The organism is Celeribacter sp. HF31, from assembly GCF_011806455.1.
GTDB lineage: Bacteria > Pseudomonadota > Alphaproteobacteria > Rhodobacterales > Rhodobacteraceae > Celeribacter.
In genome coordinates, this window is the sequence record NZ_JAATOT010000006.1 from 144,844 (window position 1) to 161,733 (window position 16,890).

The following is a 16,890-nucleotide window of genomic DNA, read 5'->3' on the forward strand; positions in this document are numbered from 1 at the left end:
GAATAAGAGGGTAACATGGACCGGGAAACGGTGATGATCGTGGGCTTTGTCGCCCTGTTCTTCATGATGGCCATTCGCGTGCCGATTGCCATCGCGATGAGCCTTGTTGGCATCGGGGGCTTTGCCGCCGTGGTCGGCCCGACGCAGGCGCTGCGCCTCGTGTCTCTGTCGCCTTTGTCGACGGCGACCACCTATCACTTGGGGATGATCCCCATGTTCATCCTGATGGGTGCCTTTGCGACCCGATCGGGCATGAGCCACGAATTGTTCCGAGCCGCAGGCGCCTGGCTCGGGCACCGGCGCGGCGGGCTTGCGCTCTCGACGATTGCGTCTTGCGCGGGGTTTGCCGCCATCTCAGGCTCCTCCATCGCCACGGCGGCGACGCTCACCAAAGTGGCTTTGCCGGAAATGCGCCGGGCGGGATATGCCGATTCTGTCTCCTCCGGCGTGATCGCTGCGGGCGGCACGGTGGGCATCCTGATCCCGCCCTCCATCGTGCTCGCGGTCTATGGCATCATCACGGAACAGGACATTGGCAAGCTCTTCATTGCCGGTCTCGTGCCGGGGCTTCTGGCGGTCGCGCTTTACATGCTGACCGTGTCGATCATCGCCTATCTGCGGCCGGATGACATGCCTGTGGGGCCGCGTCAGGGTTGGGGCGAGCGTTTCAAATCCCTGCGTGATGTCTGGGCCATCGCCTTGCTGTTTTTGCTTGTGGTCGGCGGCATCTACGCCGGTGTCGTGACCCCGACCGAGGCCGCCTCTCTGGGGGCCGTGGGGGCTTTGGCCATCGGGGTGGCACGTCGACGCCTGTCTTGGACGGACATCAAATTCTGCCTCGTCGACAGCCTGCGCATCTCGATCTCGATCTTTTTCGTCTTTATCGGCGCGCTGCTGTTCTCTTATTTCCTCGCCATCACCCGCGCACCACAACAGGTGGCGGAATATCTCACCGCCCTGCCTTTGGGTCCGATGGGCATCATGGTTCTGATCCTGATCCTCTATCTGGTGCTGGGCTGTGTGCTGGACTCGATGGCGATGGTGGTGCTGACCGTGCCGATCCTGTTCCCGGTCGTGACCAGCCTCGGCTTCGATCCGATCTGGTTCGGTGTCATGGTGGTCATGGCGATTGAGCTGGGCCTGATCACGCCGCCCATCGGGATGAATGTCTTCGTCATCAACTCGGTCGAACGCAACATCGGTCTGACGACGATTTACAAGGGCCTCTTGCCCTTCATCGCCATCGACGTGGTGCGGATCGGGGTGCTGCTGTTCTTCCCCTCCATCGCGCTGTTCCTGCCAAGCTTGATGTAGGTCGTGCCCTCAGGCGGGCAGGGCGGCGCTGGCTTGGGGGAGAATCCACGGACCGCCGCAAGGCGGCGGCGTGTTGGTCCGTAGCGCACAGCCGTAGCAGGCCGAGAGCGCATGGTCGGTCAGCACCTCGCGTGGGGTGCCCTCCGCGCGGAGTTTCCCTTCACTCAAAAGCGTCACCCGATCCGCGAACATCGAGGTCAGGTTCAGGTCATGCATCACGGCGATCACCCCGCCGCCACGCCGGGCGTAGTCGCGGGCGATCTCCATGACGGTGAGCTGGTGCCCGATGTCGAGCGCAGAGACCGGTTCGTCGAGAATGAGCCAGCGCGGATGGCCATCCAGCACCGGCTCCCAGATCTGCACCAAGACACGGGCGAGCTGCGCCCGCTGGCGTTCGCCACCCGACAGTTCCTGCACCATGCGGCCCTCGAAGCCATCAAGCCCGACGCGGGCAAGAGCCTCATGGGGCAGATGATCAAGGCCTTGTGCCCGTCCGGTCGACAGCCCTGCGGTCAGGCCCAGACGCACGAGTTCCAGAACGGTGAAAGGAAAGGCGATGTTCCCGGATTGCGGCAGAACGGCCCGGCGCTGCGCCAGATCGAGCGCAGAAAGCTGTGACAAAGACGTGCCATCGAGGCTGACCTCGCCGGTGAACGCCTGTTCCCCGGTCATGGCGCGCAGAAGCGTGGTTTTGCCGGACCCGTTGGGGCCGACAATGGCGGTCACCTCGCCCGCGCGGGCGGAAAAATCGACCGTATCGAGCACTTTGCGCGCCCCGAACTGCACGGTGATGTCTGAGGCCACAATCATCTCAACTCTCCAAAAGTGCGCGGTTTTTCAAGAGGATCCAGAGGAAGAACGGTCCACCGAGACAGGCGGTGACAATGCCTATGGGAAGCTCGGCGGGGGAAACAGCCAAACGGCTGACCATATCCGCAAGCAAAAGCATGATAGCGCCCAGAAGTGCGGCGTTGGGCAAGAGGTTGCGATGCTCCGGCCCTTGGACCAGCCGCAAAAGATGCGGCACGACGATGCCGATAAAGCCGATCCCGCCGGTGATCGCGACCGACGCCCCGACGGAGCCCGCCACAGACAGGATCGCGATGCGTTTCATCCGCTGCGTATCGATGCCCATGTGCGAAGCGACCGCTTCGCCCAGCGCCAGAGCGTCCAAAGCGCGGGCCAGAAACGGCGCGGTGATCAGCGCCAGCGCGATGATCGGCCCTGCTGTCAGAAGCTTCGCCCAAGTGGCCCCCGCCACCGATCCCATGCCCCAGAACGTCAAATCGCGGAGCTGATCGTCGGTGGCTTTGTAGACGATGAACCCGGTGAGCGCGCCGGTCAGCGCACCCAAAGCAATGCCCGCGAGCAACATGGTGGCGACCGAGGTCCGCCCGCCGCGCGTGGCGATTTTATAGAGCACCAAAGTGGAGACCCAACCGCCGAAGAACGCCGCAACAGGCACCAGATAGGCGCCAACGAGATTTTGCAGCGCCAAGGGCAAAAGCCCGCCCAAAACAATCGCCGCCACCGCGCCAAAACCCGCGCCCGCCGAGACGCCTACAAGGCCCGGATCGGCCAGAGGGTTGCGAAACAGCCCCTGCATCACCGCGCCTGCGACGGCCAGTGCCGCGCCGACCAAAGCGCCAGTCAACACACGCGGCATGCGGATGTCCCAGACCACGGTCATATCGACCAGACGCGCCTCGCCGATGCCGAATTTGGCCAAAAGGGCCGCGATCACATCCGTGTCGCCCGCCGCGCCCCAGCCCAGCCCCATGAGCATGGTGAGCACCAAAAGCGCGATGAGCCCGAGGCGCAAAAGACGCGCTTTGGCGCGACGGTCCCCGGCGAGAGGCGGGATCACGGGGCGGGTTTCGGCGATGGCCATGGCTTACTCTGTCCCTTTCGCGGCCCAAAGCGCGTCATGCAGTTCCTGGGCAAAGAGCGCCGTGCGCGGGCCAAAGCCCAAAGCGGCGGGGGAAATTTCCACGAAAGCGCCGTTTTGACCGGCAGGCGTGTGGGCGAGCGCGGGCAGGTCGAGAATGTCGGCGCGGTTGCCGTCATGTTCGGCCTCGCCTGTCGGCTCCATCATCAACACCACATCGGGGGCGGCGGCGATGATCGCCTCGTCGCTCATGATTTTGTAGCCCTGATATGCGGAGGCCATGACGTTTTCGGCGCCCGCGAGCGTGATGATGCCATCTGCGCCGGTGCCTGCGCCTGCCACGTTCAGCCGCCCGCCCTGGTTGGACAGAATGAACAACACGCGGGGCGGGGTGCCTGCGCTTTCGATGGACTGATGCAGGCTGTCGAATTGCTCTTGGACTTCAGTCGCGAAAACGTCGGAGCGTTCGGGCACACCCAAGGCCGTGCCCACGGCGTGGATGGCGTCGATCACCGAGCTTTCGGAAAACCCGTCCTTCACCGCCACCATCGGTACGGCGGCCTTGCGCAACTGGTCCAGCACCTCGGGCGGCCCGGCAGTGTCGCGGGTGACGATTAGGTCGGGGCCAACGGAGAGCACGCCCTCCGCCGACAATTGCCGCATGTACCCGACGTCGGGCAGGGCGGAGACCTCTCCGGGGTAAAGCGAGGTGGTGTCGCGGGCGACGATGCGCGCGCCCTGGCCCAGAGCGTAGATGATCTCGGTCACTGGCCCGCCGATGGAGACAATGGCGCTGGCCTCCGGATAGGCTTCAGCATGGGCCGAGAAGGGAGAGAGAAGCGCAGCACTCAGCAGAAGATGTCTCATTCACGCCCCCGGCAGATCAGCGAGGATCTGATGCCATTGCGCGAGATCGTCACTGTCCCCGTCGCGCTGGCCGAAGCATTGGAAAATCAGCCCGCCTTCGGCGTCAAAAGCCTCCAGCGACATCGCAGGGCCGCGTTTGGTCGGTTTCTCGACCACATAAACCTCGGCGAGATGATCGCCACGCAGGTGCAGGTTGAAACGCGGGTCGAGCACATTGAGCCACGGCCCCATCGGTTTGACAGTGTCGAGCGTGCCCCAGTGAATTTGGATATTGCCGCGATTGCCGACGAAGAGGATCACCTTTTGATGCGCCTCGGAGGTGGCATTCAGGAAGCTCTCGACAGACGAAGGCGCGACCCTGCGCACGAAAGGTTCTCCCGCGAGGCGATAGGCGCCGAGGCGGTTCATGCCGAGTTTCGCGGCCAGCCGGTTGAACTGATGCGTGTCGGTCATGCGCGCCCATTCTTCGACCAGGATGTCGCGCTTGTCGGCGTTGATCTTGGCGCTCTCGGTGGGCTGGCGCGGGTCGACCTCGATTTCGGGGGTTTGATCCTCAAGGCGCAGCCCCTCGATCAGAGGCTGCCAGGCGTCATGGTTGGAGCTGTCGCGCAGAAAGACTTTCTGAAGCGCATCGCCCGCGTGATCGAAAAACTGCAAGGTGCGGCGCAGGCCTTTTTCGGTTTCATTCTCGATGGCAAAGCCGAAAGCCCAATGCTTCGGGAAAATCCGCGTGTCGATCTCCTTGCCCAGAACCATCGAGGCATGCGGCCCGGATTTATACTCTTCAAAGGTGCCGACGCGCTCATGGACGCAAGACAGATTGCGGGTCAGCGACATCACCTCGCCCAAGGCGGTCAGCCGCGGCATGACATCGTCAGGGTTGGCCGAAATGCGGGTGACACTCATGGTATCGGAGGCCCCAACGTGGGCGGCCACCAATTCGGCCTCGGAAATGCCGAGGCTGTCGGCCAGATCGCGGTCGCGCTTTTGGGTGTTTTCGGATTTCGCGGCGCGGATGTCGGCCGACGTGAGAGGTTTGTTCATGGCATGGCCTCATGAAAAGGAATGAAAGGGGCGCGCGGGACACGAAGGAAAACCCCGCGCGCGGGCTTGGGTCAGAGGACCTTGGCAATCGAAGGGAGACGGGATGTGCGGGGCGCGCGACCGAAGGCGCAGCGGAAAGGCAAATATATGGGCTGTCGTGGCAAGGCCGGGCTCCCAAAGTCAGGTGTTTCAGACGATGAGCTGGCTGCCGAAGCGCTTGCGGTTTGGCGTTGGGTATAATGCCTTAGTTATTTTGTCAAGATTGACTCTGTGCGTTTCGCGCGCCGCCCTTGCGTCAGCTTCGCTCTTTCTCTGCACGGAGGTGGCGGTATAAAGATGAGCGATGACAAAGCGCTAAGAGAGCCGTTATGAGCACTGCCACGCCCGCGACCGGATTTTTGGACCGCCAGACCCTAAGCTATGAGGTCTTCGAATATGACTATGGCGGCGGCGATGGGCCGATCGGGTTGCAGGCGGCAGAGGCGATCGGCTGGGCGCCGGAGCGGGTGTTCAAGACCTTGATGGTTGAGCTGGACGGCAAGCCCGCCTGTGCGGTGATCCCCTCGGATCGGTCGCTGTCGATGAAGAAATTCGCCAAGGCGTTGAAAGGCAAATCTGCGGAGATGATGGCACCGGTGAAGGCCGAACGTCTGACCGGGTTTCACACCGGCGGGATCAGTCCTTTTGGTCAGAAAAAAGCGGTGCCGACGGTGTTCGACGACACGATCCTGGCGGTGGAGTCCCCCGTGGTGATCAATGGCGGCAAACGTGGGTTGATGGTCTGTCTCGACCCGGCTCCGGCGATTGAAGCTCTGCGGGCGCGCGTGGCGTCGATTTCGGTCGAATAGGGTGCTGGCGGTTTGGTGAGTGGGCGATGCGTCCCTCTGCCGCTTCGCATTCTGCGAAAAAGCGTCAAAAAAACATTAACACGGCGAATCGCCTGTGTTAGCCTGCCCCCAATAAAAAAGAACTATGGCAGGCATACAGGCAATGAGAACGGGCTTTTCCGGCACGTTTGTCATCGCGTGGACGCAGGGGGAGCTCGACGGGCTTCGATCTGCACCGCTTTCGGCATTGACGGTCGGCGCTGCGTGGCGCTGGACCGGCGAGGCCGTCTGCGTCGATGGGGCACGCGATGTCTACGTCTTAGAGAACGCAATCGGGCAGGCTGAGTTGCATCAGCGGGCGGCGCACTCGGTGCGTCGGCTGATCGGGGCGGCTTTGGCGGGCGCGCCCGCGTATCACGACCTCGAGACCCGCGCGCGACTGTTCGATGGCGGGTTTGACGTCACCGATGGCCTCAAGCGCTATGAAATCACGCTGATCGATATGCCCGAACTGGGCACGCCTTTGTTGATGTTCCTGGGCGAGGTGCCGCCTGCGGATACGGATCTTTGGGTGGTCTCCACCCATGTCGCCGCGGCGCGTGAAGCGAAAGAGGCCACGCCCGGTGGTGTGATCTGTTTCACGCCCGGCACGAAAATCCTGACGCCCAATGGGGCACGGCCCGTCGAAGACCTGTGCGAAGGCGATGCGGTTCAGACCAAGGACGACGGCGTGCAAAAGCTGCGCTGGATCGGGCGGCGTCACATCACGGGCGCGCGGCTTTACGCGATGCCTGAGCTCCGCCCGGTGCGGTTCCGGGCCGATGCTTTGGGGATGGGTGAGCCGGACGAGGACCTGATCGTCTCGCCGCAACACCGGATGGTGCTTCGGGGGCAGGCGGCGCGCGACCTCTATAATGCCGATGAGGTGCTGGTCTGCGCCAAGGATTTGGTGAATGACCGCTCGATCACGACGGAGCGGCATCTCAAGGGGCTCGATTACATCCACCTCTTGTTCGATGCGCATCAGGTGATCTTTGCCAACGGCTTGGAGACCGAAAGCTTTCATCCCGGCTTTGCCGATCTGGGCGAGGTGGCGGAAGACCAGCGGACCAGCCTCTTGGAGCGCTTCCCGCATCTTCTGGATCAGACCGAAGGCTACGGCCCCGCGGCGCGCCGGACCTTGTCGGCGGCGGAAACGGCGATCCTTTTGCATAAGGTCGCTTGAGGCCCCCAAGAAAACACAACCCGCGCTTGACTCCCCCGGTTTCGGCTGTATAAGCCCGCCATCCGGTGTGCAGCGATGCGCGCCGGTTGACTATTTGGTGTTGGTGGCCCCCGCAAGGGGATGACCTGTCGCCCGAGGGGATAAGCCCGACGGAAAGGACAGCACCTTTCATACAAACTGAAAGGATCCAGATCGTGACCAAACGCACGTCTGCCAAGTACAAACTCGACCGCCGCATGGGCGAAAACATCTGGGGCCGTCCGAAGTCCCCGGTCAACCGTCGTGAATATGGCCCGGGCCAGCACGGTCAGCGCCGCAAGGGCAAACTGTCCGACTTCGGTCTGCAGCTCCGCGCCAAGCAGAAGCTGAAAGGCTACTACGGCGACCTGACCGAGAAACAATTCCGTCGCATCTTTGCCGACGCCGAGCGGATCAAAGGCGACACCGGTGAAAACCTCATCGGCCTGCTGGAATCCCGTCTCGACGCCGTCGTCTACCGCGCGAAATTCGTGCCGACCGTCTTTGCGGCCCGTCAGTTCGTGAACCACGGCCACGTCCTCGTGAACGGCAAGCGCGTCAACATCCCCTCCTACCGTGTGAAAGAGGGTGACGTTATCGAAGTGCGTGACAAATCCAAACAGCTCGCCATCGTGCTCGAAGCTGTGGGTCTCGCCGAGCGTGACGTGCCGGATTACATCGACGCCGATCACTCCAAAATGACCGCGACCTACGTGCGCAAGCCGGGCCTCTCCGATGTGCCCTACGCTGTGCAGATGGAACCGAACCTCGTCATCGAATTCTACGCTCAGAACTAAGTCACGCGCTTTTCTGAGCCGATCTTCGAAGATTTGCGAAAGGCCGTCCCTTGGGGCGGCCTTTTTCTTTGCCAATACTTCACCTGAACCGAATCCCGTTTTGCGCTAAGCTGGGCCTGTGTTTCAGGAGGGCCTCGGGTATGGCAGCACGTGATATTTCTTTTGCATCTTTCAATCTCTACAATCTGCAATCCCCCGGTGCTGCGATGTATTCCGGTTCGACATGGTCGGAAGAGCAATATGACGCAAAGATTTTCTACACCGCCGCCGTACTCAAACGCATCGCGGCGGATGTGGTCGGGTTTCAGGAGCTTTGGGCCGAGGAGGCCCTGCAAGAGGCGATACAGATGGCCGGGCTCGATACCACGCATCAGGCACTTGTCCCGCCCGGTCATCCCGGCAACCGCATCGTCTGTGCGGGGCTGGTGCGTCAGGATATTCTGGTTGACGACCCCGAGTGGATCACCGCATTCCCTGAGGAGATGATGCTGGCCTCAGGCGGGGACGATCCGCAACAGGATCGCATCGCGGTGGCGCTGACCAGCTTTTCGCGCCCGGTCCTGCATCTCACCGTTCAGCCGCACCCGGACACGCCGGTCATTCATGTCTTTGTCTGCCATTTCAAATCCCGCCGCCCGACCGAGCTTTGGCGCGAGGAGTGGTACGAGCGTGACACCCACAAGGATCACCTGACGGCGCTGGGCTATGCCGTCTCGACCATCCGCCGCACGGCGGAGGCAACGGCTTTGCGCATAATCATCACCAATCTGACCAAGGGCACGAACACCCCCGTGGTGGTGATCGGCGATATGAACGACAGCAAATTGTCCAATACGCTCAACATCTTGTCTGAGCAGCCGCAATATCTGACGGGGCTGTCCGAGGGCGGCGGCGACAATGCGCTCTACACCGCGCAGACGCTTCAGGAATACCGCTCGACGCGGGATGTGTACTACACGCATGTCTATAAAAAGGAGCGCGAGAGCCTCGATCACATCCTGTTTTCGCAGGAGTTCTACGATCACTCCAAACGCCGCCTCTGGGCCTTTGACGAGATGACGGTGGACAACGATCACCTCAACATCATTGATCACAAGGCGACGGGCACCAACGATCACGGCATCATTCGCGCCGGGTTCAAATGGAAACCGGCGGCGGGGGCCGTGGGGTGAGCCGCCATTTGCGCGGGTCCAATGCGTGGCGATGGGGGCACACACCGACGCCACAACGCAACATCTGCACAGAGGTTGCTCATCTGTCTGGCAATGTTCCGCGCGCGGCGCTAAGAGAGGCGGACAATTCTAAGCGAGTGGATTCATGACCCGTTTGATCGAACCGCAACCCGGCATTCTTGACATCACCCTCTATCAGGGCGGCGCCAGCCATGTGCAAGGCGTTGACAACGTGATCAAGCTGTCGTCGAACGAAAACCCGTTCGGCGCGCCCGAAAGCGCCAAGACAGCTTTTGCCAAGGCGGTTCACACCCTTCATCGCTACCCGAACACCGATCACACCGGCCTGCGCAAAGCCATCGCCGAGGTGCACGGATTGGATGCCGGGCGCATCATCTGCGGTGTCGGCTCAGACGAGATCATCACCTTCCTCTGTCAGGCCTATGCAGGCGTCGGCGATGAGGTGATCTACACGGAACACGGCTTTTCCATGTATAAAATCTCCGCCCGTGCCGCGGGCGCGCAGCCGGTTTGTGTGCCGGAGCGCGAGCGTGTGGTCGATGTGGATGCGATCCTCGCGGCCTGTAACGAGAAGACCAAGCTGATCTTCATCGCCAACCCGGCGAACCCGACCGGCACCATGATCGGCCAACGCGACATCGCGCGTCTGGCCTCGGAGATTCCGTCGCAGGCGATCCTCGTGCTCGATGGTGCCTATGCCGAATTCGTCGAAGGCTTCGATGGCGGTGCGGCTCTGGTCGAGGCGCGGGACAATGTGGTGATGACACGGACGTTTTCGAAGATTTACGGTCTGGGCGGCGTGCGCGTCGGCTGGGGCTATGGTCCGCAGGAAATCATCGACGTGCTGAACCGGGTGCGCGGTCCGTTCAACCTGTCGGAGGCGCAACTGGCCGCCGCCGAAGCCGCCGTGAAAGACCGCGACTGGGTCGAGAAATGCCGCGAAGACAACACCCGTCTGCGCGCCTGGTTGGCCGAGGCACTGATGGAGCTGGGGGTGCCTTCTGACACGTCCTGCGCCAACTTCATTCTCGCCCGGTTTCAGGACGAAGATGAGGCCGCGGCCTGCGATGAGTTCCTCAAGCAAAACGGCATCATCGTGCGCCGCGTGGCGGGCTATGGCTTGCCGAATTGCCTGCGGATCACCGTGGGCGACGAGGCCTCTTGCCGTCGCGTGGCGCATGTGATCGGCCAGTTCCGCGGGGAACAGGCCGGTGTCTGAGACGGGGTCTAAAGTGATCTACAATCGCGTCGCGCTGATCGGTCTTGGCCTGATCGCCGGCTCGATGTCTTTGGCCATGCGTCGGGCGGGCGTTGCGGGCGAGATCACGGGCTATGCCCGGTCTCAGGCGACGCGGGACACGGCGCGCGAGATCGGCCTTGTGGATCGGGTCTGTGACACAGCCTCTGAGGCCGTGGCTGACGCCGACCTCATCGTTCTGGCCGTGCCCGTCGGTGCGATGGGGCCGGTGATGGAAGAGATCCAGAGCACGCTGAAACCGGGCGCGGTGGTCACCGATGTGGGCTCGGTCAAGAAATCCGTGCTCGAGGCGGTGATGCCGCATATCCCCGAGGGTGTGCAGTTCATCGGCACCCACCCGATGGCAGGGACCGAACATTCCGGTCCGCGTTCGGGTTTTGCCGAGCTGTTCGACAACCGCTGGTGCCTGATCGTGCCGCCCGAGGGCGCGGACGAAGGCGAGGTCAAGAAGCTCGAAGATTTCTGGGCCGAACTTGGCGCCACCACCGAACGGATGGATCCGGAGCATCACGACACGGTCTGCGCCGTGGTGTCCCACGTGCCGCACCTGATCGCCTACACCATGGTGGGTGTTGCCGACGACCTGCGTCGGGTGACCGATCAAGAAGTCATCAAATTCTCCGCCGCAGGGTTCCGTGACTTCACCCGGATCGCGGCCTCCGATCCGACGATGTGGCGCGATGTGTTTTTGACCAACAAAGACGCCGCATTGGAAATTCTCGGGCGTTTCACCGAAGAGCTGTTCGCCCTGCAGCGCGCGATCCGCACCGGCGATGGTGACACGTTGCACGATTATTTCACCCGCACCCGCGCCATTCGTCGCGGCATCATCGAGGCGGGTCAGGACACGGATGCGCCGGATTTCGGGCGTGTGAAGAAGGGCGGATGAGGCGCCGGGCGGTCATATGCGCCCTTGCTCTTTGTGCCCTCAGCCTGTCCGCCGGGCCCGGTTTCGCGCTTGACAGCTCCCCGATCCCTTTGCCGCGTCCGGGCACGGTTGCGCCGGTTTCCGTGGTGACCTCTGAAACCTCGACGGTTGCCACCGCTTTGGCCTCGCCTGTCCCAAAACCGCGTCCCAAAGCCCCCGTTGTGACGCAGGTGCGCTACCCGCGCAAAGGCTCTGTCTGTGGTGTCAATGCGATCCGGGGGCAAAGATTGAAAGCCATTTCCGGACGCATTTCCGGCTGCGGCCTCAAGGAACCGGTGCAAATCACAGAGGTTGCGGGTGTGACGCTGTCGACGCCTGCGGTGGTCGATTGCACGACGGCCAAGGCCCTGCACTCTTGGATCGAAAAGGGCGCCAAGCCGACATTCGGGCGCTTGGGCGGCGGGATTGCGCAGTTGGATGTGGCGGCGAGCTATGCCTGCCGCACGCGCAACAATCGGCCAGGGGCAAAAATTTCGGAACACGGGCGCGGGCATGCGATAGATATTTCGGCGGTGCGTCTGGAAAACGGCACGCGTATGACCGTTCTCAAAGGCTGGAACGATCCGGTGCAGGGGCGACTTTTGCGCAAATTGCATCGTGCAGCCTGTGGACCGTTCGGGACAGTTTTGGGACCGGATAGCGATGTCTATCATCGCGATCACTTCCATTTCGACACGGCACGCTATCGTTCCGGCAGCTATTGCCGCTGAGGTTTTCCGTAGAGCCTCTCTCTTTCTCACACGTTAAGGTTAATCAGATTAAGGTTAACGCGTGGGGGAAAGCCATGAGATAGCTGATGTCCGTCAGGTAAATGGAGCGTTAAAGCTGACGAAAGTCAGACAACTAGCATGCTCTGCCATATTCAACGGATCACAATGCGCGGTGCCGGTCCCAAGGGAATAAACCCCAGAGAAATCATCCCATCTTTCAGCGTCAACTCCGCGTCAATCGTATCCTTGCGCCCCGACAGTCCCGCCAGCATTTCGCCTGCGCGCAGCGACAGTTTGCTCATATTCTCCGGGATCGCTCCCATGGAAATCGCGAGCTCGATCATCTCGCGCCAGTTCTCGGCCTTCACCGCCAGTTTGCCCACCGGATAGCCGCGTGCGTCTATATCGAAGCTGCCGGCAAGTTTCAGATCAAGTTCGCCCCAATGCGCCGCAAGGGTGGTCAATTCGATTTTCGTGGGCTGCGGGCGCGGGCCTTCGAGGGCGTGGATGTTCCACGGCTCATCGAACGTCGCGCTCATATCGAGATTGAGCGTCTCGAATTCATCCGACAAAAGTCCTTTGGGATCAATCTCTTCGATCAATCCACCTGTGGGGGCAAAGCCTGCCACATGCATCTTGATGTCATGGGTGAGCGGATCGTCCTCCTGACGCTGCGTCGTGATCTCGCCCGTGTCCAGAGACAGGCCCCAAGTGGCGGTCGAGACAATGCGCAGGTCTTTGAGCGTCAAAGCCGCATGATCGAGTGTCAAATTCGGCCCTGCATCGACGAACAGCTGGGCTTCGGCCAGCTCCTGCGTGATGTCGAGGCGTTGATAGGGCGATGCGAGGGTGACCTCAGGCGCCATGCGCAGGGTAAATCGCGTGGGGCGGTGGCTTTGGCTCAAAATCTCGATTTTGGGCGTGGACAGCGCCACACCGCTGCGCGGGTCGGCCAGATGAGGATCACGGATTTCTGTGTCGAAGCGGGTCGGAAAACCGCGCGTCTTGATGCTGGACACCTCGGCTTGCCACCCCTCAGCCCCCCGTGCGTTCACCCAGGCGGCAATGGCGCTTTCCGTGCCCTTCGCACCGATCATCCAATAGCCCGCGTAAATCACGACGGCGGCCAGAACGAGCCAGAACAGTTTGCGCATCATCACCTCTTGTGAAAAGGATCGGGTCAGTTTGTCCCCCGTGTTTACCTGTGGGGCGGACGAGTGAAAAGACGGCAATGAGGAAAAGGCGATGACAGGCGATCACGCGTTGGTGCGAGATGGATTTTGGGTCTTTGGCTATGGGTCTTTGATGTGGAATCCGGGCTTTGCCTTTGTCGAACGCCGTCCTGCGACGCTGTCGGGCTATGCACGCACGTTTTGCATGTGGTCGATCCACCATCGGGGCACGCCGGAGAAGCCCGGTCTGGTTCTGGCGCTCGATGAGGATGAGGGCGCACAATGTCGCGGGTTGGCATTTCGCGTTGCCCCGGAGGCGGCGGCGGAGACGCTGGCCTATCTGCGTGAGCGCGAACTGGTATCGTCGGCCTATCTCGAACGCGAGGTGATCTTGCGGTTGGAGGACGGGCGCGAAGAGACGGCGCTGGCCTATGTCGTCGATGCCGAACACGCGCAATACACCGGTGCGCTGAGCCTTGAGCGCCAAGCCGAGGTCATCGCGGCGGCGGTTGGCGGGCGGGGCCCCAACAGCGAGTATCTTTTTTCGACCGCACTGCATCTGGCCGAGCTTGGCATGGAAGATATGGAACTGACTGAGCTGTCAGAGATGGTCCGTCATCGCCTAAATCCGTAAACCTTCTGGAACTCACCTGAGGCAGGCATCTGACGCGAAAGGCCCGCAGAAAATCGGCGTTGCTCGGTGTTTCGCGATCAACACGGGCCCATGTTTTTCGTAAAACGCTTTGAGCACACGAAATCGCGTGTTGGCAGAGGGGGGCGCTGCCCCTATCGTGGCCGTAACAGGACAAAAAGGTCAGGGTCCATGCATCACCCAGCGCCCCAACACGTGCCCCAACCCGCGCGTGAGGCCGAGCTTAAATTCTTTTCCCAACCCGTACGCCAGATCACCTTGATGGTGATCGTGCTTGGGCTGGTCGTGGCCGGTCTGGTCATGGCCCTGCCACGGGTCGGGCCGGTGTTCTTGGCCAACCCCTATCTCAACGGATTCATCGCCGTCGTCTTTATCATCGGCATCCTCGCCTGTTTCTTGCAGGTGGTCCAACTCGTCGCCTCCGTGAACTGGATCGAACGCTTCACCGGCCAGCGACCGAAAGTTCCCGGTAAAACCGCGCCGCGTCTTCTGGCGCCTTTGGCCGCTTTGCTGCGGGATCGCAATTCGCGGACACAGATTTCTTCGACCTCGGCGCGCTCCATTTTGGATTCTGTTGCCACGCGGATCGATGAAGCGCGCGACATCACGCGATATATCGCCAACCTCCTGATTTTCCTTGGCCTTTTGGGGACATTCTACGGTCTCGCCACCACGGTGCCTGCGCTTGTGGACACCATCCGTTCGCTCTCTCCGTCCGAGGGCGAAGGCGCAGGCGACGTGTTGACCCAGCTCATGAGCGGCCTTGAGAGCCAGTTGGGCGGCATGGGCACGGCCTTTGCTTCCTCGCTTTTGGGTCTGGCGGGCTCGCTGGTCGTGGGCATGCTCGAACTCTTCGCCTCGCATGGTCAAAACCGGTTTTTCCGCGAGCTTGAAGAATGGCTCTCGACCATCACGCGTCTCGGTGTCGCGGGGGATGGCGACGGCGGGGATGACCTGTCGGGGGCGGTTGCGGTGCTCGATCACATGGGCCGTCAGATGGATGAGTTGCAGACTCTGTTTGCGCGTGCGGAAGCGGGGCGGATGGAGACCGACGGGCGTCTTGCGCGGCTCACCGAGTCCCTTGATCAGATGAACCTGCGGCAAAGCCGGGAAGACGACACCGTCGATGTTCTGGCACGTGTGGCCGACGGGCAGGAGCGGCTGGTGGAGGTTCTGAGCAAACGCGATCCGGATCAGGACGGGCTCGACGCCGAATCCCGGATGCGGTTGCGCTCCATCGACGTGCAATTGTTGCGTATTCTCGAGGAACTTTCCGCCGGGCGTCAGGAAAGCCTCGCCGAGCTTCGTGCTGAGATCGCGGGTCTGACGCGGACGCTCCGCGAGCTGGGCCAAGACGACCGGGGCGCCTGACATGGCCGTGTTGCGCCGATCCTCTCATCGCATGTCCGGCTCGATCTGGCCGGGGTTTGTCGATGCGATGACGGCGCTTTTGCTGGTTCTGATGTTCGTCCTGACGATTTTCATGGTCGTGCAATCCATGCTGCGTGATCAGATTTCCGGGCAGGAACACGAGCTCGACGCTTTGAGCGCGGAGCTGAATGCGCTGGCCGATGCGCTTGGCATGGAGCAACAGAAAAATCTTGGCCTTGAGACCCAGATCGGCACGTTGAGCGCCACTTTGTCCGACCTGCGTGGTCGAGCGGAGGCACAGGCGGAGACCATCGCGGGGCTTCAGGCCGAGAATACGACGCTGACCGGCCGGATCGCGTCCTTCGAGGACCAAGTCGCAAGTCTGATCGCGGAACGCGACGCGGCGCTGACCGAAGGCGCGCAACTGGCCGCGCAAATCGACGATCTCGAGGCCGCGAAAGCGCAGTTGATCACGGATCAAGAGGCGGCGCAGTTGGCGCTTGCGAAAGCGCGCGATGAGATCGACGCAGCCACCGAGGAGGCCCGACTGGCGGCGGCGCGTCGTGAGGCGCTGGACGCTTTGGTCGCAGATTTGCGTGCAGAGGCGGCGGATCGTCAGGCCGCTTTGGACGCCGCGCAAACCGAGGTGTCGCAGGCGGAGCAAGACCGCTTGGCCGATGCCGCGGCGATGCAGGCGCTCAAAGAGCGGTTTTCGGGCGCGGATGAGGAGCTGACGGCGATGAGCCTCGCGCTGGAAGAGGCGCGCAAGGACGCCGAGGAGACCCTGACGCTTTTGGCAGCAAGCCGCACCGCGCGCGACGAGATGCAGGCACAGCTTGATCAGGAGATGTCCGAGCGCGAAAAACAGGCCGCATTGTTGGCAACGGCGCAGGCAGCGCTCTCTGAGGAAGAGGCCAAATCGGCAGAAGCCGAGCGCAAGCTGGCGCTGTTGAATGCGCAGGTGGCGCAGATGCGTGAGCAATTGGCCGCGCTGCAATCGACGCTCGATGTGCGTGCGGCGTCGGATACTGAAAATCAGGTTCAAATCGACAGCCTGACCCAACGGCTGAACGCCGCTCTGGCGCAGGTCGCCGCCGAAGAGCGCGCCCGTGCGGCCTTGGAAGAGGCCGAGCGCAAGCGCTTGGAGGAAGAGGCCCGGTCGCTGCAAAATTACCGTTCCGAATTCTTCGGTCGGATGCGCGAAATCCTGGGCGACCGCGAAGGCGTGCGCATCGTGGGCGACCGTTTTGTGTTCTCTTCCGAGGTGCTGTTCGAGCCGGCCTCTGCGGAACTCGGGCCTTTGGGCAAGACACAAATCGCACGTGTGGCGCGGATTCTGTCGGAGGTGGCGGCGGAGATTCCGCCTGAAATTGATTGGGTCATTCGCGTCGATGGACATACCGACAAGACGGCCTTGTCCGGCACCGGCGAGTACCGCGACAATTGGGAGCTGTCGCAGGCGCGCGCACTGTCCGTGGTGCGCTATATGTCCGAAGATTTGGGTTTTGATCCCTCGCGTCTGGTGGCAGCGGGCTTTGGCGAATATCAACCGGTGGCTGAGGGCGACAGCCCGGAGGCTCTGGCGCAGAACCGGCGTATCGAGTTGAAATTGACGGAGAAATAAGC

Annotated in this window: 16 protein-coding genes; 11 read left to right on the forward strand and 5 right to left on the reverse strand. The window is 61.9% G+C overall.

The annotated features are described in order from the left end of the window. The first annotated feature begins 15 nt into the window (after positions 1-15). Positions 16-1,314, forward strand: coding sequence for a TRAP transporter large permease (locus tag HCZ23_RS14160; protein ID WP_167602395.1), 1,299 nt, complete (start codon positions 16-18; stop codon positions 1,312-1,314). Between the two features lie 9 nt (positions 1,315-1,323). On the opposite strand, the gene HCZ23_RS14165 is transcribed toward HCZ23_RS14160, so the two are convergent. From HCZ23_RS14165 to HCZ23_RS14180, 4 genes are read right to left on the reverse strand one after another with little or no spacing between them, the layout of a single operon-like run. Beyond that, positions 1,324-2,124 carry a heme ABC transporter ATP-binding protein gene (locus HCZ23_RS14165; RefSeq protein WP_167602396.1) on the reverse strand — a complete coding sequence of 267 codons (801 nt, stop codon included), beginning with the start codon at positions 2,122-2,124 and terminating at the stop codon, positions 1,324-1,326. 1 nt (position 2,125) lies between these two features. Continuing rightward, positions 2,126-3,205: an iron ABC transporter permease gene (locus tag HCZ23_RS14170; RefSeq protein WP_167602397.1), complete on the reverse strand. Its 1,080-nt coding sequence runs from the start codon at positions 3,203-3,205 to the stop codon at positions 2,126-2,128. 3 nt (positions 3,206-3,208) lie between these two features. Further along, on the reverse strand, positions 3,209-4,069 hold the full coding sequence (locus HCZ23_RS14175) for a hemin ABC transporter substrate-binding protein (RefSeq protein ID WP_167602398.1): 861 nt from the start codon (positions 4,067-4,069) through the stop codon (positions 3,209-3,211). Then, entirely contained in the window at positions 4,070-5,113 is a 1,044-nt protein-coding gene (locus HCZ23_RS14180) for a hemin-degrading factor (protein ID WP_167602399.1), read from the reverse strand. Positions 5,114-5,481: 368 nt separating this feature from the next. Here HCZ23_RS14180 and HCZ23_RS14185 point away from each other — a divergent pair, with 368 nt between their 5' ends. The 7 genes from HCZ23_RS14185 (at position 5,482) to HCZ23_RS14215 (ending at position 12,069) form a co-directional block, all read left to right on the forward strand. Beyond that, positions 5,482-5,961, forward strand: coding sequence for an aminoacyl-tRNA deacylase (locus HCZ23_RS14185; protein WP_167602400.1), 480 nt, complete (start codon positions 5,482-5,484; stop codon positions 5,959-5,961). Positions 5,962-6,103: 142 nt separating this feature from the next. Beyond that, positions 6,104-7,165, forward strand: coding sequence for a Hint domain-containing protein (locus HCZ23_RS14190; RefSeq protein ID WP_167602401.1), 1,062 nt, complete (start codon positions 6,104-6,106; stop codon positions 7,163-7,165). Between the two features lie 194 nt (positions 7,166-7,359). Next, positions 7,360-7,980 (forward strand): 30S ribosomal protein S4, encoded by a 621-nt coding sequence (rpsD, locus tag HCZ23_RS14195; protein ID WP_167602402.1) that lies wholly within the window; start codon positions 7,360-7,362, stop codon positions 7,978-7,980. A gap of 140 nt (positions 7,981-8,120) precedes the next feature. Further along, a complete protein-coding gene (locus HCZ23_RS14200; protein WP_167602403.1) occupies positions 8,121-9,152 on the forward strand; it encodes an endonuclease/exonuclease/phosphatase family protein in 1,032 nt (343 codons plus the stop codon). Between the two features lie 145 nt (positions 9,153-9,297). After that, positions 9,298-10,392: a histidinol-phosphate transaminase gene (gene hisC / locus HCZ23_RS14205; protein WP_167602404.1), complete on the forward strand. Its 1,095-nt coding sequence runs from the start codon at positions 9,298-9,300 to the stop codon at positions 10,390-10,392. A gap of 13 nt (positions 10,393-10,405) precedes the next feature. Continuing rightward, on the forward strand, positions 10,406-11,320 hold the full coding sequence (locus tag HCZ23_RS14210) for a prephenate/arogenate dehydrogenase family protein (protein ID WP_167602405.1): 915 nt from the start codon (positions 10,406-10,408) through the stop codon (positions 11,318-11,320). A 125-nt stretch (positions 11,321-11,445) separates the two neighbouring features. Then, complete coding sequence (locus HCZ23_RS14215; protein WP_368487356.1) at positions 11,446-12,069, forward strand: extensin family protein; 624 nt, start codon at positions 11,446-11,448, stop codon at positions 12,067-12,069. Positions 12,070-12,221: 152 nt separating this feature from the next. Here HCZ23_RS14215 and HCZ23_RS14220 read toward each other — a convergent pair whose 3' ends face one another. Next, positions 12,222-13,223 carry a DUF2125 domain-containing protein gene (locus tag HCZ23_RS14220; protein WP_167602407.1) on the reverse strand — a complete coding sequence of 334 codons (1,002 nt, stop codon included), beginning with the start codon at positions 13,221-13,223 and terminating at the stop codon, positions 12,222-12,224. A gap of 91 nt (positions 13,224-13,314) precedes the next feature. Here HCZ23_RS14220 and HCZ23_RS14225 point away from each other — a divergent pair, with 91 nt between their 5' ends. The 3 genes from HCZ23_RS14225 to HCZ23_RS14235 all read left to right on the forward strand — a co-directional run bounded on the left by HCZ23_RS14225 (position 13,315) and on the right by HCZ23_RS14235 (position 16,888). Further along, positions 13,315-13,875, forward strand: a complete 561-nt coding sequence (locus tag HCZ23_RS14225; protein ID WP_167602408.1) for a gamma-glutamylcyclotransferase — start codon at positions 13,315-13,317, stop codon at positions 13,873-13,875. A gap of 189 nt (positions 13,876-14,064) precedes the next feature. Further along, complete coding sequence (locus HCZ23_RS14230) at positions 14,065-15,264, forward strand: biopolymer transporter ExbB (protein WP_167602409.1); 1,200 nt, start codon at positions 14,065-14,067, stop codon at positions 15,262-15,264. A 1-nt stretch (position 15,265) separates the two neighbouring features. Further along, positions 15,266-16,888 (forward strand): peptidoglycan -binding protein, encoded by a 1,623-nt coding sequence (locus tag HCZ23_RS14235; protein WP_167602410.1) that lies wholly within the window; start codon positions 15,266-15,268, stop codon positions 16,886-16,888. The last annotated feature ends 2 nt before the right edge of the window (positions 16,889-16,890 follow it).